Annotated in this window: 28 protein-coding genes; 25 read left to right on the forward strand and 3 right to left on the reverse strand. The window is 30.3% G+C overall.

The window, feature by feature from the left end; translation table 11 throughout:
- Positions 1 to 21: 21 nt before the first annotated feature.
- The 3 genes from rsmD to ACWJKP_RS08385 all read left to right on the forward strand — a co-directional run bounded on the left by rsmD (position 22) and on the right by ACWJKP_RS08385 (position 1,684).
- On the forward strand, positions 22 to 594 hold the full coding sequence (gene rsmD / locus ACWJKP_RS08375; RefSeq protein WP_165413700.1) for a 16S rRNA (guanine(966)-N(2))-methyltransferase RsmD: 573 nt from the start codon (positions 22 to 24) through the stop codon (positions 592 to 594).
- Between the two features lie 73 nt (positions 595 to 667).
- A complete protein-coding gene (gene coaD / locus ACWJKP_RS08380; RefSeq protein ID WP_165413701.1) occupies positions 668 to 1,150 on the forward strand; it encodes a pantetheine-phosphate adenylyltransferase in 483 nt (160 codons plus the stop codon).
- Positions 1,151 to 1,159: 9 nt separating this feature from the next.
- The gene (locus ACWJKP_RS08385; protein WP_165413702.1) at positions 1,160 to 1,684 is read left to right on the forward strand and encodes an ATPase; all 525 of its coding nucleotides are present in this window, start codon (positions 1,160 to 1,162) and stop codon (positions 1,682 to 1,684) included.
- Here ACWJKP_RS08385 and ylbJ read toward each other — a convergent pair.
- The gene (gene ylbJ, locus ACWJKP_RS08390; protein ID WP_165413703.1) at positions 1,667 to 2,845 is read right to left on the reverse strand and encodes a sporulation integral membrane protein YlbJ; all 1,179 of its coding nucleotides are present in this window, start codon (positions 2,843 to 2,845) and stop codon (positions 1,667 to 1,669) included. The genes ACWJKP_RS08385 and ylbJ overlap by 18 nt on opposite strands.
- 125 nt (positions 2,846 to 2,970) lie before the next feature.
- Positions 2,971 to 4,194, reverse strand: a complete 1,224-nt coding sequence (locus tag ACWJKP_RS08395; RefSeq protein WP_165413704.1) for a nucleotidyltransferase — start codon at positions 4,192 to 4,194, stop codon at positions 2,971 to 2,973.
- 266 nt (positions 4,195 to 4,460) lie between these two features.
- Here ACWJKP_RS08395 and ACWJKP_RS08400 point away from each other — a divergent pair, with 266 nt between their 5' ends.
- The 22 genes from ACWJKP_RS08400 to ACWJKP_RS08505 all read left to right on the forward strand — a co-directional run bounded on the left by ACWJKP_RS08400 (position 4,461) and on the right by ACWJKP_RS08505 (position 24,561).
- Positions 4,461 to 5,996, forward strand: a complete 1,536-nt coding sequence (locus ACWJKP_RS08400) for a transposase (RefSeq protein WP_224578784.1) — start codon at positions 4,461 to 4,463, stop codon at positions 5,994 to 5,996.
- Between the two features lie 452 nt (positions 5,997 to 6,448).
- Positions 6,449 to 7,459: a phosphate acetyltransferase gene (gene pta / locus ACWJKP_RS08405; RefSeq protein ID WP_165414025.1), complete on the forward strand. Its 1,011-nt coding sequence runs from the start codon at positions 6,449 to 6,451 to the stop codon at positions 7,457 to 7,459.
- A 40-nt stretch (positions 7,460 to 7,499) separates the two neighbouring features.
- Positions 7,500 to 8,693 (forward strand): acetate/propionate family kinase, encoded by a 1,194-nt coding sequence (locus tag ACWJKP_RS08410; RefSeq protein ID WP_165414024.1) that lies wholly within the window; start codon positions 7,500 to 7,502, stop codon positions 8,691 to 8,693.
- Positions 8,694 to 8,905: 212 nt separating this feature from the next.
- Entirely contained in the window at positions 8,906 to 9,406 is a 501-nt protein-coding gene (locus ACWJKP_RS08415) for a YceD family protein (protein ID WP_165414023.1), read from the forward strand.
- Between the two features lie 12 nt (positions 9,407 to 9,418).
- Positions 9,419 to 9,604: a 50S ribosomal protein L32 gene (gene rpmF / locus ACWJKP_RS08420; protein WP_165414022.1), complete on the forward strand. Its 186-nt coding sequence runs from the start codon at positions 9,419 to 9,421 to the stop codon at positions 9,602 to 9,604.
- 183 nt (positions 9,605 to 9,787) lie between these two features.
- The gene (gene plsX / locus ACWJKP_RS08425; protein WP_165414021.1) at positions 9,788 to 10,810 is read left to right on the forward strand and encodes a phosphate acyltransferase PlsX; all 1,023 of its coding nucleotides are present in this window, start codon (positions 9,788 to 9,790) and stop codon (positions 10,808 to 10,810) included.
- A gap of 41 nt (positions 10,811 to 10,851) precedes the next feature.
- Complete coding sequence (acpP, locus tag ACWJKP_RS08430; protein ID WP_304518712.1) at positions 10,852 to 11,085, forward strand: acyl carrier protein; 234 nt, start codon at positions 10,852 to 10,854, stop codon at positions 11,083 to 11,085.
- Positions 11,086 to 11,282: 197 nt separating this feature from the next.
- Positions 11,283 to 11,984, forward strand: a complete 702-nt coding sequence (gene rnc, locus ACWJKP_RS08435; RefSeq protein WP_411955884.1) for a ribonuclease III — start codon at positions 11,283 to 11,285, stop codon at positions 11,982 to 11,984.
- Positions 11,977 to 13,068 carry an elongator complex protein 3 gene (locus tag ACWJKP_RS08440; RefSeq protein WP_165414018.1) on the forward strand — a complete coding sequence of 364 codons (1,092 nt, stop codon included), beginning with the start codon at positions 11,977 to 11,979 and terminating at the stop codon, positions 13,066 to 13,068. The genes rnc and ACWJKP_RS08440 overlap by 8 nt, the downstream gene beginning before the upstream one ends.
- Before the next feature lie 123 nt (positions 13,069 to 13,191).
- Positions 13,192 to 13,290, forward strand: a complete 99-nt coding sequence (locus ACWJKP_RS08445; RefSeq protein ID WP_165414017.1) for a DUF4044 domain-containing protein — start codon at positions 13,192 to 13,194, stop codon at positions 13,288 to 13,290.
- Positions 13,291 to 13,307: 17 nt separating this feature from the next.
- Positions 13,308 to 16,862 carry a chromosome segregation protein SMC gene (gene smc / locus ACWJKP_RS08450; protein ID WP_165414016.1) on the forward strand — a complete coding sequence of 1,185 codons (3,555 nt, stop codon included), beginning with the start codon at positions 13,308 to 13,310 and terminating at the stop codon, positions 16,860 to 16,862.
- A 52-nt stretch (positions 16,863 to 16,914) separates the two neighbouring features.
- On the forward strand, positions 16,915 to 17,826 hold the full coding sequence (ftsY, locus tag ACWJKP_RS08455; RefSeq protein ID WP_165414015.1) for a signal recognition particle-docking protein FtsY: 912 nt from the start codon (positions 16,915 to 16,917) through the stop codon (positions 17,824 to 17,826).
- Between the two features lie 110 nt (positions 17,827 to 17,936).
- On the forward strand, positions 17,937 to 18,284 hold the full coding sequence (locus ACWJKP_RS08460) for a putative DNA-binding protein (RefSeq protein ID WP_165414014.1): 348 nt from the start codon (positions 17,937 to 17,939) through the stop codon (positions 18,282 to 18,284).
- 10 nt (positions 18,285 to 18,294) lie between these two features.
- Entirely contained in the window at positions 18,295 to 19,644 is a 1,350-nt protein-coding gene (gene ffh / locus ACWJKP_RS08465; RefSeq protein WP_165414013.1) for a signal recognition particle protein, read from the forward strand.
- Positions 19,645 to 19,694: 50 nt separating this feature from the next.
- Positions 19,695 to 19,937 (forward strand): 30S ribosomal protein S16, encoded by a 243-nt coding sequence (gene rpsP, locus ACWJKP_RS08470; RefSeq protein WP_165414012.1) that lies wholly within the window; start codon positions 19,695 to 19,697, stop codon positions 19,935 to 19,937.
- Between the two features lie 34 nt (positions 19,938 to 19,971).
- Positions 19,972 to 20,199 (forward strand): KH domain-containing protein, encoded by a 228-nt coding sequence (locus ACWJKP_RS08475; RefSeq protein WP_165414011.1) that lies wholly within the window; start codon positions 19,972 to 19,974, stop codon positions 20,197 to 20,199.
- 84 nt (positions 20,200 to 20,283) lie between these two features.
- Positions 20,284 to 20,775 carry a ribosome maturation factor RimM gene (gene rimM, locus ACWJKP_RS08480; RefSeq protein ID WP_165414010.1) on the forward strand — a complete coding sequence of 164 codons (492 nt, stop codon included), beginning with the start codon at positions 20,284 to 20,286 and terminating at the stop codon, positions 20,773 to 20,775.
- Positions 20,772 to 21,497 (forward strand): tRNA (guanosine(37)-N1)-methyltransferase TrmD, encoded by a 726-nt coding sequence (trmD, locus tag ACWJKP_RS08485; protein WP_165414009.1) that lies wholly within the window; start codon positions 20,772 to 20,774, stop codon positions 21,495 to 21,497. The genes rimM and trmD overlap by 4 nt, the downstream gene beginning before the upstream one ends.
- A 226-nt stretch (positions 21,498 to 21,723) precedes the next feature.
- On the forward strand, positions 21,724 to 22,074 hold the full coding sequence (gene rplS / locus ACWJKP_RS08490; protein WP_165414008.1) for a 50S ribosomal protein L19: 351 nt from the start codon (positions 21,724 to 21,726) through the stop codon (positions 22,072 to 22,074).
- A 132-nt stretch (positions 22,075 to 22,206) separates the two neighbouring features.
- The gene (lepB, locus tag ACWJKP_RS08495; protein ID WP_165414007.1) at positions 22,207 to 22,719 is read left to right on the forward strand and encodes a signal peptidase I; all 513 of its coding nucleotides are present in this window, start codon (positions 22,207 to 22,209) and stop codon (positions 22,717 to 22,719) included.
- 7 nt (positions 22,720 to 22,726) lie between these two features.
- Positions 22,727 to 23,578 carry a ribosome biogenesis GTPase YlqF gene (gene ylqF / locus ACWJKP_RS08500; RefSeq protein WP_165414027.1) on the forward strand — a complete coding sequence of 284 codons (852 nt, stop codon included), beginning with the start codon at positions 22,727 to 22,729 and terminating at the stop codon, positions 23,576 to 23,578.
- Between the two features lie 179 nt (positions 23,579 to 23,757).
- Positions 23,758 to 24,561, forward strand: coding sequence for a ribonuclease HII (locus tag ACWJKP_RS08505; RefSeq protein ID WP_165414026.1), 804 nt, complete (start codon positions 23,758 to 23,760; stop codon positions 24,559 to 24,561).
- A gap of 31 nt (positions 24,562 to 24,592) precedes the next feature.
- Here the strand turns inward: ACWJKP_RS08505 and ACWJKP_RS08510 are convergent, their stop codons facing one another.
- Positions 24,593 to 24,961, reverse strand: a complete 369-nt coding sequence (locus ACWJKP_RS08510; RefSeq protein ID WP_165414006.1) for a YraN family protein — start codon at positions 24,959 to 24,961, stop codon at positions 24,593 to 24,595.
- Positions 24,962 to 25,191: the final 230 nt, after the last annotated feature.

Genomic DNA, 25,191 nt, shown 5'->3' on the forward strand with positions numbered 1-25,191 from the left:
CTTAAATGGAGGAATAAACATATGAGAATTATTTCAGGAAGTGCAAGAGGAAGAAAATTGTTGTCCCCTGTAGGGATGGGAACGAGGCCCACATTAGATAGAATAAAAGAAGCTATATTTAATATAATCCAGGATAGAACACGAAATGCTGTAGTCGTGGATATGTTTTCAGGTACTGGTAGCTTAGGTCTAGAGGCCGCAAGTAGGGGAGCTGAGAAATGTTATCTAATTGATATGGGTGATACTACATTTGATATGTTACAAAAGAATGTAGATAATTTAAAGTTTAACGATAAATGCAAGTGCTTAAAAGGTGACACATATAAATGCATGCAACAATTTGCAGATGAAAAGATTGTGTTTGATTTGATTTTTATAGATCCACCATATGCTAAAGACATGATTCCACCTGCTATTGAGATTATTGCATCAAATAGCCTTTTAAGGGAAGATGGGTTGATTGTTTGTAAAATAGATTCTTCAGAAGAAATATATGAAGGAAATTCTATTATTCAGCTTTCCGATTTAAGAAAATATGGTAATACTACTGTATTGCTTTACAAATATAAGGAACTAATAGTTAAGAATTATTAGTTCCTTAAGAAAATACATGAGGGTAACAATTTATAATTGTTACCTACCTCAGAGGAAAACGTGGAGGAATAAGATGAAAAAAGCAATTTGCCCTGGAAGTTTTGATCCAATAACTAACGGACATTTGGATATTATTAAGAGGGCGTCTAGAGTTTATGATGAATTAATCGTAGGAGTGCTTGTTAACCCTGAGAAAAAATGTCTCTTCTCTGTAGATGAGAGAATAGAACAAATAAAAAATGTAGTTAAAAATTTACCCAATGTACGCGTGAAGAAGTTTAGTGGTTTACTTGTTCAACTAATGAATCAAGAGGGCGCTAGTGTCATTGTGAAGGGACTCAGAAGTGTTTTAGATTTTGAATATGAGTTTCAAATGGCATCAATGAATAACAAATTGGATCCAAGTAAGGAAACTGTGTTCATGATGACAAAGACAGAATATAGCTATATAAGTTCCTCTTCAGTTAAACAGGTTGCAATGCTTGGAGGATGTATTGAAGAATTAGTACCTGAGGAAATTATTCCAGATATTATTAGGAAAATTAATTCTAAATAGGGGGGAAATATGGATGTTATAAAACTTTTAGAATACCTTCAAGAAATTGTTGAAAGTTCTTCTAAAATACCTGTTACAGGTAAGGTGGTTGTAAATAAAAGAGAAATATTAGATATAATTGATCAAATTATGAGTCATTTGCCAGATGAGTTTAAAAAGGCTCAGTGGATTTGTGATGAAAAAGAAAGAATTCTTGTTGATTCAAAAAAACAAGCTGAAATTTTTGAAGAAGAGACCATTGATAAAATAAGAAGAAGAGTTGAAAAGCAAGACTTAGTTAAAGAAGCACAAACTCGAGCTGAAGAAATTATAGCATCAGCTCAGAGAGATGCTAAAATTATGAGGCTTGGGGCTAAAGATTATGCGGATGAAATATTATCCCAATTAGATAAAGAGATTGAATTAAAAGGTCAGAAAATGCTTCATAAGATTAAGGGCGATGTTCAAGATTTTTTAATATCTCTACAAGGAGAAGTTACGGATACCACAACTTCAATAAGAGATAATGTAAAAGAGCTAAGAAGTATGAAATAGTTTAACTATATTTATAAGGAATATCGGGATAAATAAAATGATTAATATTAAAAAATATAAATTACTAACTTTATATATACTTACATTATTAAAAGTAAAAACCGATGTAGTATGTAGAAAAATACAATATAGAATCAGCGTTAAAATTGAGGAAATTATGCCTTGAATAAACTTTCGAGCAATGTATTTTTTTATTGAGACATCATATTTATAGGTATAGCTATAAACTTGAGAAATTATAGACAAACCACTAAAAGCAATTAAAAAACTCAAAACTGGAAGTTTTACATACAGATTTGAATTACTAGAGGATATTAAATAGCATCCGTTAGTCATCTCTAACATTCCTAATAATAACCCTTCTATAAAATTCCCAGAACAGCCAATAATTAAAGAAAACTTATTAAGGGCAATGTGAAATATTACATTGTCTTTAATTAATCCTGTTATTACGGAGAATATTACAATAAAACCACCGATATTTAAGGCATTCTTCATGGCATCTTCAATACTGTTTTTCAATATCATGCCAATATTTGTGGTGGGTGGATGGTTTCTTGAAAAATTGTCACCTCTATTTTTAATTTTAAAATAAGAATCTTTTGAGGGAATAATAAATCCCATAAACATGCAAGAGAGAATATTAGAGAGTATTAACATATAACCAATTTTAGCATTTGACATCATAGAAGCGCCCACTGCGCCTATAATAAAAAGTGGGCTTGCATTAGAAGCTATATTTAGCAATCGTTCACAGGTATTTAAATCAATTATATTTTTTTCGTACAAATCGCAAGTGTATCTCGCACCAAGGGGATAACCACATAGTAAACTAACTAAAAGAGCAAAGTTACATTCTTTTGGTAGCTTTAAGGGTTTACAAATTAGATTGCCTAACAATTTAGAATAAATATGAATGCCGTCGTAGCTTATTATAATATTTATTACAACTAAAAATGGAAAAAGAGAAGGAAAAATTGAATTGAAAAACAATTTTGCACCAGAGATAGTGTACTGGATACAAATATTAGGAGCTATTATTATTTGTAGAATAAAAAGAGAACAAATTAATGTTATTGATAGATTTATCTTCAAAGCTTTAAATAGTTCAAATAATAATAATATTATGAAAATTAATAATATAATTAATAGTAATTTCAATGTTAGACCCCTTTTTAAGTATTACTGTATTAAATATATTTAAATTTTCATAAATTTATGTGTTGGAAACACTAATTTTAAATATAATAAATGCTACTATCTATTTATGATAGCAGCATTTATTTTTACTTTATAATTATAGGCGATATCAAATAATCGCTATTATGACTTATACTACTATTTATAATGCTATAAGCCCTTGTAGACTGAGTATCTAGTTGCATGGTGTCATTGCACTTTTTAGGAATTTTAGTATAAAGCGGAATGCTACTGTTTGATTTTATAGATTTTAGAATTGACTTTCCATTTGAGTTAAATCCTAAAATTCGAGCATAAGGACAAGGCATTGATCTTAATTTTTTAGTATCAAAGATATCAAATCCTATAAAATATTGACATAATATTCTACTAATGCGAGTGTAAGTGTAGCGTTTGCTTTTTATATTGGCCAGTGCACTAGAGTAACTTAAACTATTTTGTAAGGAGCTAATAATCCTATTATCAAGACCCTCAGATACGTCTGGTAAATTTACTAAAGAATTTTTTGATGTAGCAGATTTATGTTTAATATACGGGAACATGGAATCTTCAAATGTAAATTCATAATTTTTCGAGTATAAGTTTTGAAGTTCAGTTAATACTGAACTTGGGATATGACCTGCAAGTTTTATTAAAGAACCATTTTCTTTCAAAAATTTTCTTATAGCTGTCGCGCTTGAAAATTCATTATGTAAAAGATCACTGTTATAAGATGCACCTTCTCTTTTTAATGTGTAAGGTGTAATAGAACTTTTTAACTTGATTAAGCTTTTACAATACTCTATACCTAGTATATTATTAGGTGAATTTAGGCAGTTATCTAATAATAAGTCTGATATGTCCAATTTTGAATTCATTAAATAATCATAAAGTGCATTAGATCTTGCTAAAGGGTAAGTGATACCTTTTGATAAATAAGTTTTTAACAGTGATTTAAATTCAATAGGTTCTTGAAGTAATATATTGGAAATATTATATAAATCATTAATATTTCCATGTTCACTACCAAAGCAAATATTATCCACTACTCCTAAGCTGTTTAGAAGACTTACAGCGCCAAAGGAAAAAAAATCTGCTGATGACACGCTGTAGATAGTTGGTAGCTCTATTACTAAATCTACTCCGTTATTTAATGCCATTTTAGTTTTTGTCCATTTGTCTATACTTGATGGAATACCACGTTGAGTAAAATTCCCACTCATAACACAAATTAAGGCATCACAGTTTGTGAGCTCCTTGGTTTTATTAATATGATATACGTGACCGTTATGTAATGGATTATATTCAACAATTATACCTGAAATATTCATTAAATCACCTCATGAAAGCTCATGTGCACTCTCGGAAACTCTTAAGGTACTGCTAACTCTTGATTCATTTTGCTCAAAAATCAACTTCACCTCAAAAATTCGTGGTGCCTCATATTGTACGAATAACCTAGAAAATTTAAGCTATTCGTATTACTTTTAATCTTTTTTACTTAAACATTGTGAAATAAGACTTGACAGCTAGTAAAAATTCGCAAAATTAAATATGTATATTTTTTTACATTATTTCATTTGCGAGGAGTGTTTTTATGTTAACTGTTAAGGTTTCTCATTCTCAATATCAATATTTTCTTGAAACATTTTTAGAAAAATTCTATATTCAAACCAATCAACAAATCACTTTGTTTGAGCGTAGTTCACAAATAACTAAAATCTGGTCTACCGACCTAACCGGAATTGTCCCTCTAATAGAAAGTACTTACTCTAAATCTAATCAAGGGGCTCCGCCCAAAGATGCGGTAGCATTACTCAGGTCACTTATTATCATGGCTTATTGTAAAGAAACTAGTATATCATCTTGGGTAAAAACATTACGTTCAGACCCTTTCTATTCAATTTTATCTGGCTTTATACCCGCTTGCTATTCAGACTCTAAAGCCGAAGGCATACATGTTGACCGAATTCCTGGTGTAGGTACTTTTTATGATTTTATGGATAGGCTGATTCATAAGGATAAGATCCTTAATAAATCCAAACTGCGTAAAATTAAACGTAAACCACGTAAAAAACAAAAGAAAAACCAAAAGATGAATAACTCCAAGTCTGGTGTAGTTGACCGTTTAGTTAAAAGAATCTTAAAATATGATAATTCAAAGCTCCTTGACAGAAGCGAATCCAAAATGAACAACATACTTAAAGAATTATTTGTTATTCCTTCTTTATCAATGGGTATTTTGGGCGATCCTTCTAAACTAAATATTGCTGGCGACGGAACCTGTATGCCAACACAGGCTTCGCCTTACGGTAAAAAAGTTTGTGATTGCAAACTTAAACCAGGAGAACATTGTGACTGTTATCGAAAGTTTACCGACCCCAGTGCTAGCTGGGGTTGGGATAGCTTTAATGAACATTATTACTATGGTCATACCTATCACGGATTTACTGCCTGTGATAGCTTTTACAGCCTACCTATCCATATTAAATTTGTTAGCGCGGCACGCCATGATGCTGTTACTGGCGTTTATGCACTTAAAGAACTTGTGGATTTATATCCTGAAATTAAATTTCATTCTGTAGCCTTAGATTCTGCTTATGATGCTAATGCTTTTTATCTTTTATGCATGCATTATGGAATAAATCCTATTATTGATTTAAATTCACGTTCTTCAAAACCTTCATCAAATAGTGAATTTGTTAAACTTGATAAGAATGCTATTCCACACGGAACTGTTTGTGGACATCAGCTTCGTAATTGGGGAATTATTAGTAAACAATATAGACATAAATGGTTATTCCCAGTTCAATGTGAAAACTGTGAAAAATGTCCTATGAAAAGCAATAAATCTTATTACACTAAAACATTAGACAACCCAAGGTATTTCACTCCAATATTAAGAGGTTCAAAACAATGGAAATCTCTTTATAAAAGACGTTCAACTACTGAAAGATGTTGGGATAGAATAAATAACAATTTTCATGCTGAAGATGCAATTATTTATTCTGTTGGGTGTAGAATAACAAGGGTATTTCTTGGTGCATTTTGCTGTTTCATAGATGCTTGGGCATCAGAAAGATTAATAGCCCTTGCCGATATTTTCCCAACTCTTAAAAATATAGCTGCGTAATTTAAAATAAATTTCAATTCAATAACCAGCCTACGGCTTTTTTAAAATAGTGTATAAAAAAGTCTTTTTGTCATATCCGTAATTAATTCAAATATAACTTTTCATTCAAATAAGCACTTTTAATACTTAAATATGGAAATTGTTAATTATTGTTTTCCGACTATACTAGCTCATATAAATATAAGCTAATAATTTATGTCTAAAGAGAAACCACTAAAAATAATGCAATAATTATATTCTGAAATGTCGTTAAAACTTATATATATTATATAATATAAAATGAATTAATTAAAGTACATATATTTCAAAAAAGACAAAAAGGATGAAAATTAAGAATATTTAAAATATAATATATGTAAATGATTTTGTAGTTTTATGTTGAAATGTATAGGGCAAAGGGTGTATATTATTATTGTATATTAAGTTGATAATAAACGAGAGGGGCAATAAGAATGGCATTTATAGCTAGAATGTGTAAATTGGCACAGGCAGATAAAAAAAGAATAGTACTTCCAGAGGGAGAAGAAGAGAGGACTATAAAAGCTAGTGAAATCATCAAAAATAATTCACTAGCCGAGGTAATATTAATAGGAGATAAAAGTGTAATACAAGCAAAAGCAGCTAAGTTATCAGTTAGCATTGAAGGTATAGAAATTGTAGACCCAAAAACTTCTGAAAGAACTGATTTTTATGCAAAGGAATTTTATGAGATAAGAAAAAATAAAGGAATGACTCTAGAAAAAGCGTCTGAAACAATGCAAGATTGTGTGTATTTTGGAACTATGATGCTTAAGATGGGAGAAGCTGATGGAATGGTTTCCGGAGCTGTACATTATACAGGAGATTTACTTAGGCCTGGAATGCAAATTATTAAAACTGCACCAGGAATTAAGATTATTTCAAGTTTCTTTATAATGGAATTGCCTCACGATGAATATGGAGAAGATGGACTGCTTTTATTTGCAGATTCCGCTGTTAATATAAACCCTAATGCGGAGGACCTAGCAGCTATAGCTATTAGCACTGCAGATAATGCAAGATTGTTATGCGATTTTGAACCTAAGGTTGCAATGTTGTCTTTTTCAACTAGAGGAAGTGCAAAGCATGAATTAGTTGATAAAGTAGTAAATGCTACTGAAATTGCAAAGAAGGCTAGACCTGATTTACAAATTGACGGAGAACTTCAGTTAGATGCAGCGATTGTTGCTAGTGTAGCAAAACAAAAAGCACCAAATAGTACTGTAGCTGGAAACGCAAACGTTTTAATATTTCCAGACATACAATCTGGAAATATTGGATATAAATTAGTGCAAAGATTTGCTAAAGCAAAAGCTATCGGACCGGTTTGTCAAGGATTTGCAAAGCCTATAAATGATTTATCAAGAGGATGCAGTGTGGATGACATAGTTAATGTTGTTGCAGTTACTGCGGTTCAAGCTCAAATTCAAAATAAACTTATATAAAACATATAATTTAAATATATATTATTAGGAGGAAAATTTAATGAAAGTATTAGTCATAAACTGTGGAAGTTCATCACTTAAGTATCAATTAATAAACATGGAAAATGAAGAATGTTTAGCACTCGGATTAATAGAAAGAATAGGAATGGAAGGTTCAAAATTAACGCAAAAGGTTAATGGGGAAAAATATATTATTGAAGAGACTATGAAAGATCATACAGATGCTATTAGATTAGTAATTGGCGCACTTGTAGATTGTGATCATGGTGTTATTAAAGATTTATCAGAAATAGATGCAGTGGGACATAGAATTGTTCATGGTGGAGAAAAATATGCAGAATCAGTTATAATTAATGATGAAGTGATGAAGAACTTAGAAGAATGTGCAAAACTTGCACCACTTCATAATCCAGCTAATATAATCGGGATTAATGCTTGTAAAGCATTAATGTCTAGTACGCCTATGGTAGCTACATTTGATACCGCGTTTCATCAGACAATGCCAGAAGTTGCATATATATACCCACTTCCGTATGACCTTTATACTAAACATGGTATTAGAAAATATGGATTCCACGGAACATCTCACAAATATGTTTCAGATAAAGCTGCAAAAATGATGGGTAAAGACATAAAAGATCTAAAATTAATTACTTGTCACTTAGGAAATGGAGCAAGTATTTCTGCAGTGCAAAATGGTAAATCAGTAGAAACAAGTATGGGATTTACTCCACTTGAAGGAATAGCTATGGGAACTAGATGCGGAAATATAGACCCAGCTATAATAATATATATAATGCAAGAATTAAAATTAACAATTGATGAAGCTAATGATTTAATGAATAAAAAATCAGGCGTTTTAGGAATATCAGGGGTAAGCAGTGACTTTAGAGATATAGAAGATGCTGCATGGAAAGATGGAAATCATAGAGCACAGTTAGCGCTTGATATATTTGTCTATAAAGTTAAGAAATTTATAGGATCTTATGCTGCAGTAATGGGCGGAGTAGATGCAATTATATTCACTGCCGGACTTGGTGAAAACTCTCCAGAAACAAGAGAAGATATATGCAAGGGACTAGAGTTCTTGGGAGCAGTCTTAGATAAGGCAAAGAATAAGATTCGCGGAAAAGAGGCAGAAATAAGTACAGAAGATTCTAAAACTAAAATACTTGTTATACCAACAAATGAAGAATTAGTAATAGCAAGAGACACGAAGGCTTTAATAAAATAAAATTATTGCTAATGTCTATAATAAATAATTCTTGACTTTTTACTGTATTGTTTATATAATTAACTGTGTTTGATGTAAGTAAAAAACTATTTAGTTAGGAGGGACGCGGAAGCTTTGCTCGAGCTGTGTATTTTTTTATACAAGGTATAAAGATTTTCTTTATATGAGAAGAACTAGAACTAAATAGTATTTAGTTTTTCAGAGTGGATAATATGGTAATAGACGTTTCAGAATTATTTAGTAATAAAAACAAAAGAAAAGAACTTCATTTAGATTTGGAAAAAGATAAGTTTTTCTATGATAATGAATTTGTACAATTTTCTAAACCAGTTAAAACGCATTTAATTTTAAAATCTATCGATGATGAAATAGATTTAACTGGAAGTATGGAGACAGAACTATTACTTGCTTGTTCTAGGTGTCTTGAGACTTTTTCTTATTCAATACATATTGAATTAAATGAAAGATTGTCAAAAACTCTAAAGAGTGAAGATGAGGATATTATTTTTATTGAAAATGATAGATTAGATTTAAATGAAATTATGGAAAATAATATCATTTCTATGCTGCCTATAAAAAAACTTTGTAATAAAGATTGCAAAGGGTTATGCCATCATTGTGGAATCAATCTAAATCATAGTGCATGTAAATGTGCAATTGACGATGTTGATCCAAGGTTGGCAAAACTAAAAGAACTGTTTTTAACTGATTAAGGAGGTGTTACAATGGGAAATCCTGCTAGAAAATTTTCTAAAGGTAGAAGAGATTCTCGAAGAGCGCAAACATTTAAACTTGGTTTACCAGGAATAGTTGAGTGTCCTCAGTGCCACGATATGAAACTTTCGCACAGAGTATGTAAAAACTGTGGATATTACAAAAATAGAGAAGTTGTTTCAATGGAGCAAAAATAAAAAGGAAAGTCGAAAGACTTTCTTTTTATTTTTTAAATACAATTATATTTGTATTCTGGTATTATTAATACTAGAATTATTTGCGCACTATGGTATATAATATAAACAAACAAATAAATATAAATAAATATTTATTTGTATTTATTTGTTTGTTATAATGCACATTTAAAGTGAGGGTTTAAAATGGTAGTTGTTGTAGATGGAATGGGTGGAGATTTTTCTCCAAATGCTGTGGTTGAAGGTTGCATCGCAGCTATAAAAGAATATGATATAGATATAGTAATAACTGGTCCTGAACAATTAATTCGCGAAGAACTAAAGAAGTATACTTATGATTGTAACAAAATAAAAATTGTTGATGCTATAGAAGTTATTAGTACAAATGAACATCCTGTAATGGCGGTTAAACGCAAAAAGAATTCAAGCCTCGTAAAAGCATTGAATCTTGTGAAAAATGGAGAGGCAGATGCTATTATTTCAGCTGGAAGTACAGGTGCTTTTTTAGCTGGATGTACACTTATAGTAGGAAGAATAAAAGGTATAGATAGACCGGCTCTAGCACCAATAGTGCCAGGTAAAAAAGGCCCCTTTATGATAATTGACTGTGGAGCAAATGCAGAATGTAAACCTCATTATTTAGTGCAATTTGGACTTATGGGGAAAACATATTTTGAAAACATTTTAAAAATAGCTAATCCATCAGTAGGTCTTGTGAATATAGGAACTGAAGAAGAAAAGGGTAATGAACTTTCAAAATCAGCTCATAAACTATTAAAAGAAGCAGATTTAAATTTTGTAGGCAATGTGGAAGCTAGAGAAATTCCAACTGGAGACGTCAATGTTATAGTTTGTGATGGGTTTACAGGAAATGTAATTTTAAAGCTATATGAAGGTGTCGTTGCTAGTGTATTTGATTTATTAAAAACAAGAACAATGGGATCCTTCAGAACTAAATTTGGAGGAATGCTATTAAAACCAATTTTTAAAAGCTTTAAAAAGGATTTCGACTATAAAGAATATGGCGGAGCTGCATTTCTCGGAGTAAATGGGATTTGCATAAAAGCTCATGGTAGTTCAGATTCTAAAGCTTTTAAAAATGCAATTAGACAAGCTACAATATTTTATGAAAATAATGTTGTAGATAAATTAAAATTAGAAATTGAAAAATTATCTCAGCAGGAAAAGAACATAAATGAGAACTTGTAATAATTGTTAGGTATAATATAGAAAGGTAAGGAGGTGAGTATATTATGTTTGAAAAAATTAGAGCGTGTATAGCATCGCAATTAAGCATAGATGAAGAAGAAATAAAAATGGAATCATCTTTTATGAATAATTTAGGCGCTGATTCTCTTGATATCGTAGAATTAATTATGGCACTCGAAGAAGAGTACGATATAGAAATTCCGGATGAAGATGTTGAGAAAATTGCGACTGTTGGCGATATAGTGGAATATATTAAAATTCACTCAGAAGAGTAACATAAGGTCCCGCAGTATTGCGGGCCTTTAGCTTTTTCAAACTTATTTTTGAATTTACTATAAAAGTTATCTTTCTAAGATAACCAGTAAATGTATTGTTTTATTTGTCAGGCTAAGTAAATTGAATAATAAACTTGAAGAATCTTGCGAATGAAGAAAACATTGTTTAAATAAACTTCCGAAAAGGAGGAATGATTATGAAGTACGATATAAAATTACAGGAACTTGAGAAGGAACTGAAATTGAATTTTAGTGATAAAGAGTTATTGAAAACAGCAATAACCCACAGTTCCTATGCAAATCAGAAAAAGAAGGTTGAATTTAATGAAAGGCTTGAGTTCTTGGGCGATTCTGTATTACAACTTGTAATATCCAAATACTTATACAGTCGCTTTACGGAAAAACCTGAAGGATACTTAACTAAAATTAGGTCCCTAATTGTTTGCGAAAATTCGCTGTGCGATATTGCAAACGTATGGGAACTTGGAAAGTACATGAACATGAGCAAAGGTGAAGAAATTACTGGTGGTAGAAATAGAGTTTCAATATTGGCTGATTGTGTTGAAGCAATAATTGCTGCTGTATATTTGGATAAAGGAATAGAATATTCTAATTCATTTATACTTAACAACTTTAAAGAAATCATTGAGAAAGCAATTAGCAACGAGATAGTTTTGGATTATAAGACTAAGCTTCAGGAAATATTTCAGCAGAATGGGGAAGTAAATATTTGCTATGAACTTGTGAAATTTGAAGGGCCACCACACAAGAGAAAATTTTTTGTAAGCCTATTAATAAATGATTGTGTAAAAGGCTCAGGGCAAGGTTATAGTAAAAAAGAAGCAGAGCAAAATGCAGCAAAACAGGTTATGATGAATCAGGAGGATGTGCATGAGTAATTTGCATTACATTATTCCTATTTTCGTTCCACATGAGGGTTGCCCACATGATTGTGTATTTTGTAATCAAAATAGCATAACAGGAACATCAACAAAAGTTGATGCAATGTATGTGGAGCAAACGGTAAATGAATATTTGAAAACAATAAATAATGATGATGCTATTATTGAGGTATCATTTTTTGGAGGAACTTTCACAGCTATAAAAATGGAAAAGCAAATAGAACTTTTAACTGTTGCTAAGAAATTTAAAGATGATAATAAAATAAAATTCATTAGATTATCTACAAGGCCAGATTATATTGATGATAAAATATTGAGCAATCTAAAAAAATACTCTGTAGATATTATAGAACTCGGAGTACAATCCCTTGATGAAGAAGTGTTATTAAAGTCTGGAAGAGGTCACACTGCAAGTGATGTAGTGAATGCTTCAAAACTTATAAAGCAGTATGGTTTTGTTTTAGGACACCAAATAATGATAGGCCTTCCAGGAGATAATATAAATAAAGATATAGAGACAGCCAAAAGAGCGATTGATCTTAAGCCAGATATTTGTCGGATATATCCGGCACTTGTGATTAAAGATACACCTATGGAGAGCATGTATATAAAGCAAGAATTCAAACCTTATTCATTAAGTGAAGCAGTAAACATAAGTAAGATTATTTACATTATGATGGTAGCAAACCAAATAAATGTGATCAGGATAGGATTACAGCCAACTGTTGAAATCTCAGAAGGCAATGATTTAGTTGCAGGTCCATTTCATCCTGCATTTAGAGAATTAGTTGAAGGCAGTATATATAATGATTTATTATATGATGTTATAGTGAATAATTTTAAAAGTGACACGGGCGTTAATAAAGTTTTAGTGAAAATAAATCCAAAAGACATTTCAAAACTTTACGCTAATGGCAAAAGTTTTTTTTATGGCATAAAAAAACAAATAAAAACAGTTTCAATAGAAATATCCCAAGATATTACCATTAGCCGTGGAAGTATTAGTATATCTAAAGAAGAAAAATGCATTATTATGACCATACATGAGTATGTGTCCTCAAAGTATAAAGAAGGATTTTAATTTGGTGTATAGAATATAGTGTCTATCCTTGCACGTTAAATAAAGTATATATTACGTTAAATTATTTGTAGTAATATATACTTTATTTATATTAAAGAAAAAAATAAAAATATGAGGTGAATTATGAAAAAGAAGACAAGAGATAAATATACAAAGGTATTCATTTATAGTATAGTTGTAATTTTTATTATAGGATTTATATCGCCAATGCTATTTAGGTAAAATAGGAGAGTGTTTTAATGTTCTTAAAATCTATTGAAATAAGAGGATTTAAATCCTTTGCAGATAAAACAGAGTTAACATTCACAAAGGGAATTACAGCAGTAGTTGGACCAAATGGAAGTGGTAAAAGCAATATATCTGATGCTGTTAGGTGGGTCCTCGGAGAACAAAGTGCACGAAACTTAAGAGGAGATAAAATGGAGGATATTATATTCGCTGGCACACAGTTTAGGAAACCAGTTGGCCTGGCGCAAGTTTCCTTGACTTTGGATAATAGCGATTCTGGACTTGACATTGATTATTCTAATGTTACAATCTCGAGAAGATTATATCGTTCAGGAGAAAGCGAATATTTAATAAACAATACATCTTGTAGATTAAAAGATGTTCAACAGCTTTTTATGGATACTGGTATAGGAAAAGAAGGATACTCAATTATTGGTCAAGGTAAAATTGATGCTATTTTAAGTGGTAAAACTGAGGAAAGACGAAAATTGTTTGAAGAGGCTGCAGGAATTGTTAAGTTTAAAACAAGAAAAGAAGAAGCAGAAAAGAGATTAGATAGTACAGATCAAAATTTGATTAGAATAGAAGATATTTTAAGCACTTATGAAGAAAGACTAGAACCATTAATGAATGAAAGCGAAAAGGCAAAGAAATTTTTAAAACTTTTTGAAGAATTAAAAAGCAAAGAGGTTAGCATAATTATTGACTCCATTAATAAGGTTGAAGAAAAAATTAAAAGATTACACGATGAAGGCACTGAATTAGATGGCGAAGTAATACAAAGCACAGAGGGAAAAACCCAATTTAAGAAAGATGTTGAATACTGGAACAGTGAATTTGAAACATTTGAAAATAAAAACCAAGAAGAAAAACAAATATATTACAACAATAAGTTGATTTACCAAAATAATGTCTCTGAAATAAAGATTCTAAATGAAAGAATAGATAATTTAGCAAAAGCAATTGATAAAACATCAAATGAGAGCGATATTATTCGTAAAAATTTATTAGAATTTAAACGCAATAAGGATGTATCAGAAGATTCTTTGAATATTATAAAAAATACTCAAATGGAAATAGTAGAAAAAATTCAATATGAAGAAATAAAAATTAAGGGTATTGAGGGAAATATAGCGATTGAAAGTGATGAAGCTAAAACTCTTAAGGAAAAAGAGCAAAGTAGCATTGACAAAACTATTGAATTTACCAATCATCTATTAATTTTAAATAATAACATGGATATCTCTAAAAAAAGAATTGATACTTTGAAAAATAACATTGAAAATTTCGACAATTCAATAAAAATCAATGCGAATACAAAAACAGTATTTGAAAGTCAAATGGAAGAATTTAAAGATAAAATAGTTCGCTATGAAAGCAAAGTTAGGGATAATAAAAAAGAAAGCGATAAATTACAAAACATTCTAACATTTAATGAAAGAACTATGAAAAATTGTAATTTTAAAATTAATAAAACAGAAGCTAATTTTAATGTACTTACAACTTTGGAAAAAAAGCATGAAGGTTATAATAAATCGGTAAAAAATTTGATGCAACACGTGAATGAAGGTAAAGTAGGAAATATTCGTGAGTGTTTTGTACTTGGAGAAATTATAAAGGTTGAAAAGAACTTAGAAGTAGCTATAGAAATTGCTTTGGGGGGATCTATATCACATATAATAACTAAAGATGAAACCGTGGCAAAATTATTAATAGATTTTTTGAAGGCAAATAATCTCGGAAGAGCAACATTTTTACCTTTAAACATAATTAAGGGTAAAAAACTTGCAATTGATAATGAAACTAAAAACAATCCTGGATTTGTTGGAATGGCAAATGAATTAATAAGTTATGATGAGAAATTTAGTGAAGTTATTGCATTTATTTTAGGCAGGACAATTATATGTAAAGATATGAATTCGGCCTTCCAAATATCTAAAAAAAATAATTTTAGATATAAAATCGTTACATTATCAGGAGAAATTATAAACGTTGGTGGTTCATTAACTGGTGGAAGCGTATATTCAAAGACTTCAAGCATAATTGGTAGAAAAAGAGAAATAAAAGAGTTGGCTAAGGATTTAGATATGTTAAAAGATGAATCACTTATTTACTTGGAAAAAATAAAACAAAGCAAATCTGAAATTTTAAGATTAAACGAAGAAAACTTATATTTAAAGGATAAGGCTCACTTTGAAAATATTGAAGTAACGAAGATGGAAGCTAAAGTAAGTTCAATAATAGATGAAACAAACAGATTAAAAAACAATATAATGGCTCTAAACACTGAAAAGTCATTAGAAGAGGGTAAACTTGAAAAGGGAAATAAAGAAATTGATGAAAAAAATGAATCTGTTGTTAGATTTATTCATGCGAAAGATGAAATACAACAAAGTCTTAGCAAGGTTGATTTTAAATTAAAAGATAAATTGCAAGAAATTGAAAATATAAAAGAATCAATTATTGATGCTAAGATAAAAAAAGCTCAAATTGATGAAACAATACATAATAAGGGCTCTGAAATTCAAAGATTAAATGATGAAATATTGGTATATAATGAAAAAATAATTGTATTTTCTAGAGAAATAGAAGAATCCATGAAAAATAAAAACAAAAATTTATTTTCAATTCAAAGTGCCGAAGTAAAAGTAAAAGAAATAATGAATGTACTAGAAAAAACGGAAAAAAAATTTGAGGACAATGAAATTAAAAGAATTAAAATTAAAGAGCATATAAAAATAAGTGTGGAGCATTTAGAAAATATTTCGCAAGTGCTAGAAAAAATTGAAAAAGAAATGCACAAATGTGAATTAGCTCTTGCAAAAGTTAAAATGGAAAAGGATACTTACTATCAGAAATTGAATGATGACTTTGAATTAACATATGCGGAAGCATTGCAATTTAAAAATGAAATTGAAGACATTGATAAGCTTAAAAAGGAAATAATAGCACTAAAAGCGGCAATATCAATGCTTGGTAAAATTAATGTAAGTGCGATTGAAGAATATAAAGAAGTTAAAGATAAATTCACTTTTATGAATGGTCAAAAAGAGGATTTGGTTTTAGCCAAAACCGAATTATTAACTGTAATAGGTGAAATGACTGAAAAAATGAAACAAATATTTGCAGAAAATTTTATTATACTAAGACAAAATTTTAATGAAACCTTCACGGAATTATTTAAGGGTGGAAGTGCGGATTTAATACTTACAGAAGGCGACGAACTTACTGCCAAAATTGATATTAATGTTCAGCCACCAGGGAAAAAACTTCAAAACATAAGTTTAATGTCTGGTGGAGAAAAAGTTTTATCCGCAATAGCATTATTATTTGCAATATTAAAGATGAAGCCAACACCTTTTTGCATTTTAGATGAAATTGAAGCAGCACTTGATGATGCAAATGTAGTTAGGTATGCTGAATTTTTAAAGAGATTTTCGGATAATGTTCAGTTTATTATAATAACTCACAGGAAGGGAACAATGGAAGCTGGAGATGTATTATATGGGGTTACCATGGAGGAAAAGGGAGTGTCAAAAATAGTATCTGTGGATTTGAATAAGTAAAAATATTTATAATAATTATTTTGTTACAAAAAATAAACAAGGAGGAGTAGAAATGTTTGGAAATTTTTTTGGAAAATTAAAAGACGGACTAGCAAAAACAAGAAATAGCATCACAGAAAAAGTCAGTGAGGTACTAAAATTAGCCATTACAATTGACGATGAATTATATGAGGAACTAGAAGAAATATTAATCACATCAGATATAGGGGTAGAGACGTCTATTCATGTCATTGAAAAGCTTAAAAAAAAGGTGAAGGAAGATAAAATAAAAGAACCGGAAGAAATCTGGCCATGTTTAAAAGAAGTTTTGATTGACATATTAGGTGAAGATGAAAACCCAATACAACATGCAAATCTACCGGAGGTACTTTTGATAATTGGGGTTAATGGTGTTGGTAAAACCACTTCCATTGGTAAAATCGCTGCATCGCTAAAAGACAAGAAATATAAAGTTCTTATTGCTGCAGCGGATACGTTCAGAGCGGCAGCAATTGATCAGTTAGAGATTTGGAGCAGTAGAGCAGGCGTGGAATTAATAAAACATCAAGAGGGGTCTGATCCTGCAGCTGTGGTTTTTGATGCTGTTCAAGCGGCCAAAGCAAGAAAAGTTGATGTGCTAATTTGTGATACGGCAGGTAGGCTACATAATAAAAAGAATCTTATGGATGAATTAGCAAAAATAAATAGGGTAATTAAGCGGGAGTATAGTGAGGCCCATATGGAAACTTTATTAGTAATTGATGGTACAACAGGACAAAATGGAGTTGAGCAAGCTAAACAATTTATGAAGATATGTCATATAGATGGTATAATACTAACTAAATTAGACGGCACGGCTAAAGGTGGCGTTGTAATATCAATAAAAAATCAGCTTGATATACCGGTTAAATATATAGGCGTTGGTGAAGGTGTAGATGATTTACAAGAGTTTAATTCAAAAGATTTCGTAGAGGCTTTATTTTAAAATGTAGATCTAAGACACTGGTTCATATAAAAATATTGACCTGTTAAGTAAAACTACTTGACACTGCATTTAAAATCTGATAATATATGACTTGTGAGCAAGGTGATGAAATGGAAAAAAGATTTGAAATTTCTTTATTATTAGATTTTTATGGTGAATTGCTTACTGAAAAGCAGAGAAACATAATGGATATGTATTTTAATAATGACCTCTCTTTATCAGAAATAGCAGAGATAAATAATACTAGCAGGCAAGCTATTCATGATACCATTAAAAGATCTGATAATGTGCTTTTAGTATATGAAGAAAAATTAAAGTTATTAAATAAAAATCATGAACTAAAAGAAAATTTAAAAAACATTGTATCGGAATTAGATAACTTACAAATTAATATAAAAGATGAAAATATAAATAAGATTATATGTGATATAAAAACCCAGATTATTGAAAACATTTAGGAGGTTTATTATGGCTTTTGAAGGGTTATCTTCTAAGTTACAGGATACCATAAAAAAATTAAAAGGTAAGGGTAAGCTTTCCGAAAAAGATATTAAAAATGCTATGAGAGAAGTGAAATTAGCATTGCTTGAAGCAGATGTTAACTATAAAGTAGTTAAAGATTTTGTGAGAAATGTTAGCGAAAAGTGTTTAGGTAATGGAGTATTAGAAAGCTTAACACCAGGGCAACAGGTCATCAAAATTGTTAATGATGAGTTAACTGATTTAATGGGTAATTCAGAAAGTAAGTTAGAGTTTTCTATAAATGGGATAACAGTTATAATGCTTGTTGGTCTTCAAGGTGCCGGTAAAACCACAATGGGTGGGAAACTTGCCCTTTCACTGAAACGAAAAAACAAAAAACCACTATTGGTTGCTTGTGATGTATATAGGCCAGCTGCAATTAAACAATTGCAGGTAGTAGGAAAACAAATTGATGTTCCGGTTTTTACCATGGGAGAGAATGTGAGTCCCGTAGATATAGCAAAAGCATCATTAGACTTTGCTAAAGATAATGGTAATAATGTAGTTATAATAGATACAGCAGGAAGACTTCATATAGATGAAACTTTAATGGAGGAACTTCAAAATATAAAATCAAGTGTTAAACCAAGCGAAATAATGCTTGTTGTAGATTCTATGACTGGTCAGGATGCAGTTAATGTAGCAGATAGTTTTAATTCACAGCTAGATATAACTGGAATAATTTTGACTAAGTTAGATGGTGATACAAGAGGTGGTGCAGCTTTATCAATTAAAGCAATAACTGGTAAATCTATAAAATTTGTTGGTGTTGGTGAAAAAATGAATGATTTGGAAGTTTTCTATCCAGATAGAATGGCATCAAGAATACTTGGTATGGGAGATGTGCTTTCATTAATAGAAAAAGCACAGGAAGCTATAAATGAAGATGAAGCAAAAGAACTTGGAAGCAGAATGCTATCTCAAGAATTCAATCTAAATGATTTTTTAGCAATGATGCAACAGATGAAAAAGCTTGGACCATTGAATAAATTGGTTGAAATGATGCCAGGTGTAAATAAAAAAGAATTACAGGGTGTAGATTTGTCTCAAAGCGAAAAAGAAATGGGAAAAGTTGAAGCTATCATAAAATCAATGACTATATCAGAAAGAACACATCCTAGTTTAATTAGTGGTTCTTCTTCTAGAAAAAAGAGAATTGCTAATGGGTCAGGCACATTGGTACAGCAAGTAAATAAGCTGTTAAAAGATTTTGAAATGGCAAAGAAATTTATGAAGCAAGCAAAAGGATTCCAAAAACCTGGTAAAAAAGGTCTGTTTGGTAAAATGCCTTTTTAATAAAACTACTTGAGCAATGATTAAATTTAAATTTAAGGAGGTGATTATACATGGCAGTTAAAATAAGATTAAAAAGAATGGGTGCTAAACATGCTCCATTTTATAGAGTAGTAGTTGCAGATTCAAGAGCTCCTAGAGATGGAAGATTTATAGAAGAAATAGGATACTATAACCCAACAACAGAGCCAACTACTATTAAAATTGATGTTGAAAAAGCAACTAAGTGGATGAAAAATGGTGCACAACCATCTGATACAGTTAAAAGGTTACTTAGCAAAATAGCAGTCAACTAGAAAAGTTTGTAAGTAATGAATGGAGGAGTTTTCCATGAAACAGTTACTTGAAGTATTGGCAAAGTATTTAGTTGATAAACCAGAAATGGTAGTAGTAAACGAAGTAGCACATGAGCATGCAGTGCTTCTTGAATTATCTGTAGCTCATGAGGATATGGGAAAAGTTATAGGTAAACAAGGTAGAATAGCTAAAGCTATTAGAACGGTTGTTAAGGCAGCTGCTGTTAAAGAAAATAAAAAAGTAGTTGTTGAAATAAAGTAAGAGTTAGGTTCTGCCTAACTCTTATTTTAATTAAATTTTGAGTTTTAGTTATTTATATAAGTGATTTTGAAAGGAGGATTTTAAATGGAAGATTTTATGAGCGTAGGTAAGATAGGTAAGACACATGGCTTAAAGGGTGAAGTTAAAGTCTTTTCGCTAACTGATAGTCTTGAAAGATTTAAAAAATTAAAAAGTGTGTATATTGATGGTGAAATTAGAAAAATTGAAGGTTGCAAACTTCAAGCAGCTAACGCAATACTTAAAATTGAAGGTATAGACAGCATAGAGCAAGCAGAATTGTATAGAAACAAGTACTTGATGGTTAAAAGAGAAGATGCAGTTGAACTGACTGAGGATAGCTACTATGTGGCTGATTTATTAAATTGCAATGTTTTCGAACAGGGTGGAGAAGAGCTTGGAAAAGTATATGATGTTCTTCATACTCCGGGTAATGATGTATATTGGGTTAAGGGAAATAAAGAAGTGCTAATTCCAGTGCTTAAGGATATTATAGTTAGTATAGACATTAATAAACGCGAAATAATAATTAAGCCAATAAAAGAATGGCAAGAATGAAAATAGACATTTTAACTCTATTCCCTGAAATGTTTGATATTTTTAATTATAGTATCATTGGAAGAGCCATAGAGAAAAATATACTGGAGATTTCTCCTCGTAATATTCGGGACTATGCAATAAACAAACATAAAAAAGTAGATGATACTCCTTATGGTGGAGGAGCAGGTATGGTAATGCAAACTCAACCGCTAGTTCACTGTATTAATGATGTTAAATTGCATAATGGTGGAAAGGTAATATTTTTGGGGCCACGGGGTATTACTTTTACCCAAGATATTGCAAAAAAGCTCAGCGCGGAAAAAGAATTAATATTTGTATGTGGACATTACGAAGGTATTGATGAGAGAACCTATGACTATATAGATATGGAGATTTCTTTAGGTGATTATGTTTTGACAGGTGGAGAAATGGCATGTATTCCTATAGTCGATAGTATTTGTAGATTAATTCCAGGGGTATTATCTTGCCCGGAGAGTTTCACAGAGGAATCTTTTTATGATGGCGTACTAGAATATCCTCAGTATACAAGACCAGAATGCTTTGAGGGTAAAAAGGTCCCAGAGGTATTGACATCAGGACATCATGAAAACATACGAAAATGGAGAAGGGTGCAGTCACTCTTAATAACTAAAGAAAAAAGACCAGATTTATTTCAAAAACTTAATCTTACGAAGGAAGATAAAAAACTATTAAGTAAGGCTTTTGAAAGAAAGCAATAAGTATAAATGTACTAGTTATACTGACTAGTTATTTTTTACAGGTGGTTAATTAATTTCCAGACAGTTATTTAAAATTAAAAATATCTTATATATAAGCATAAAAAGTGTTTTTATGTTGATATATATATTTTTTTATGATAAAATATAGTTTGTGCTAGTACGGACGGTCCTCTGTTATATTATAATAAGCATGAACGTCACAATAAAATTTTAGGAGGGAATGCACATGTTAGAAATTATAAGAGCAATAGAATTAGAACAAATCAGAACTGACTTACCAGAATTTAGTGTAGGTGATACTGTTAAGGTTCACATCAAAATTAGTGAAGGTAACAAGGAGAGAATCCAAGTATTCGAAGGAACCGTTCTTAAAAGACAACACGGCGGTTTAAGAGAAACTTTCACAGTAAGAAGAGTAGCATCTGGTGTTGGTGTTGAAAAAACATTCCCAGTAAACGCTCCAGTAATCGAGAAAATTGAAATTGTAAGACTAGGTAAAGTTAGAAGAGCTAAACTATTCTACTTAAGAGATAGAGTTGGTAAGGCTGCAAAAGTTAAAGAAAGAATGAGAAAATAAAATTGGGGCTGAAAAGTCCCTTTTTACTTTTAAAGATAATTAAACTTAGGTGTAAATATTCTTCATAAGTTTTCAATTAAGTAATTTAAGTAGATTAAACTACTTTAGTAGTTTATTAAGTAGGTGAATATATTGACAAAAGAAGTTTTTGCAGTAGTAAAATCTATAGCAATTTCACTTTTAATCGCTGTATTTATTATAAATTTCGTATTCCAAATAGTTACAGTGAGTGGTGAATCTATGGTTCCTACGGTGCAAAATAATGATAAATTAATAATTGAGAAAGTATCATATAGAATAACATCGGCTAAGAGAAATGATATTGTAGTAATAAAGTACCCTGCTGATATAAGTCAAAGAATAATAAAAAGAGTTATAGCAGTTGCTGGAGATAAAGTTAAAATTAACAATAATATATTGTACATAAATGATGAAATTATCAATGAGCACTATAAAAATGAAAATTTTATGGAAGACTATGATGAAGCTTTGGTGCCACAAGATTCAATTTTTGTCCTCGGAGATAATAGAAATTTCAGTAAAGATAGTCGCAGTAGTGATGTTGGGTTTGTAAAACTCAATCTGTTGGAAGGAAAAGCGGTTGTAAGGCTTTATCCGTTCAATAAAATGGGAGGGATTAAATAGTATGGCAATGACAATAAATTGGTTTCCAGGTCATATGGCTAAGACAAGAAGACAAATAGGAGAGAGTTTAAAACTTGTTGATGCTGTAATAGAAATTAGAGATGCAAGAATCGTTAAATCAAGTGCCAATCCACAGATCGATGAGATATGTAAAGATAAGCCTAGAGTAATTTTACTAAACAAAAGTGATCTAGCTGAAGACAAAGTAACCAAAGACTGGATAAAAAAGCTTACAACTGATACTATAAAGCCATTGGCTGTAAATTGTATTACAGGTCAAGGTCTAAAAAGTATAAAGATTACGCTTGATGAGTTATTAAAAGAAAAGCATGATAGACAAAGAAAAAAAGGATTAGTTAACATAGTTACGAGGGTTATGGTAGTTGGTATACCTAATGTTGGTAAATCTTCTTTTATAAATAAATTAGGAAAAAATAATATTGCTAAAACTGGTGATAGACCGGGAGTTACTAAAAGCAAGCAATGGATAAAAACTAGCTTAGGTATAGAATTAATGGATACTCCAGGTGTATTATGGCCTAGATTTGAAGACGAGACAGTTGGACTTAATTTGGCATTTACAGGTGCTGTAAAAGATGAAGTCATAGATATAGAGGAATTAGCACTTAGATTAGTAGAAAGACTCCAAGTTAATAATGGACAAAGGCTAATGGAAAGATATAAACTTGATGAGATTATGGAGAATCCTTTAGACAATCTAGATAATATTGCTAAAAAAAGAGGATCAGTGATTTCTAGAGGTAATATTGACTATAATAGAGTCGCAGTTATGCTTTTAGATGAATTTAGAGGTGGGAAATTAGGACCTATATCATTAGAAAGACTAGATGAAGTTTAAATTTTTATATAAAAAAATCATATGCAATCCCTATTTGAAAACAGGTAGGCATTTTAAAAAATAAATAGAGCATCTTAAAAAAATGTTAGTGCTATACTTGTTTTTTAAGATGCCTAAATAACACTATTAAGAAATAGTAAGGAGACAATACCATGGAATTTAATATTAAATTTTCAAACATGAGTTACAAGGAAATATCTACATATATGTTGAGTTTAGAGAATACTGAAAACGTTTTCTTTGATGGCGATAAGCAAATCATATCTAATATGCTATTACAAGACAACAGGAAAACCGTTCAAAAATTAGGTATTAAAATGTCTAGAATGATTGAGCTAAAAGAAAAGGAAATTCAGAGAGTAAAAAAAATGTACGAATTTGATAGAAGCTTTGGGGACTATAAATATGTTGCTGGAGTAGATGAAGTTGGAAGAGGCCCTTTAGCTGGACCTATAGTTGCAGCAGCAGTAGTATTAAATTTAAAATCAAACGAGGATAGAGATTTAATCTTAAGAGCTAACGATTCTAAAAAATTATCAATATCTAGCAGAAAAGAGCTAGCTCATATTATTAAAGAAAAAGCCTTAGCCTATAAAATTATTGCTATCGACAATAAAGAGATTGATGAAAAAGGCATTGGGTGGTGCAATAATCAAGTATTTATAGAATGCTACGCGGGGCTAACTATTAAACCGGAATTAGTATTATCAGATGGTTATAAAATAAAAAACTTTTCAGATTTAAATGAGTTTGTAATAAAGGGGGATACATTAAGTATAAGCATAGCGTGCGCTTCTATAATTGCAAAAGTATATAGAGATGAACTGATGGTACAGTATCATAATGAATACCCAAATTACGGATTCGATAGAAATGTTGGTTACGGCACAGAAGAACATGTGCTTGCAATAAAAAAATACGGAACTATTCAAATACATAGAAAAAGTTTCTTGAGAAATATTTTAGATGAAAATAAAAATTAAAGTATAATTTAATTTTTATTTTCATCTAAAATTATAATTGAAAAGCGTCCTCAATATGATTAATTAAAAAATTATTATTATCACTATTCAGCATAACTTCTACAACATCAAATCTGAAATTATAGTTAATAATATTTTTTTGGGAAATATATACCTGAGCTGTTTTATAAATTTTCTTCTGTTTAGAAGAAGTAACCGATTCAGCGGGTGTTCCATAATTTATCCCATATCTAGTTTTCACCTCTACAAAGCAAATATAGCCTTTATTTATTGCTATTAGATCTATTTCACCACATTTGCATCTGAAATTTTTATCTAATATTCTATATCCTATATTTTTTAAATAATTTTCTGATATATCTTCACCAAGTGCTCCGATATCTTTATTGAAAGTTTTCATTCTAACATCCTTCCATAAATCTCTATATATACTAATATAAATTAAAATAGATTAAAAATCAATATAATGTTTATAAATTCAAAAAGTCTTTAGATTGTATAATCTTCTAGTTTGTACCTCAATCCATTTATCTATGCTATGTATTAAAATAAAATTAGTTTAGAAAATATTTATATATATTATGTTCTAATATCTAGAAAAAGGAGTAACAATTAAAGTAAATGAATTTA

The organism is Clostridium sp. CM037, assembly GCF_055081095.1.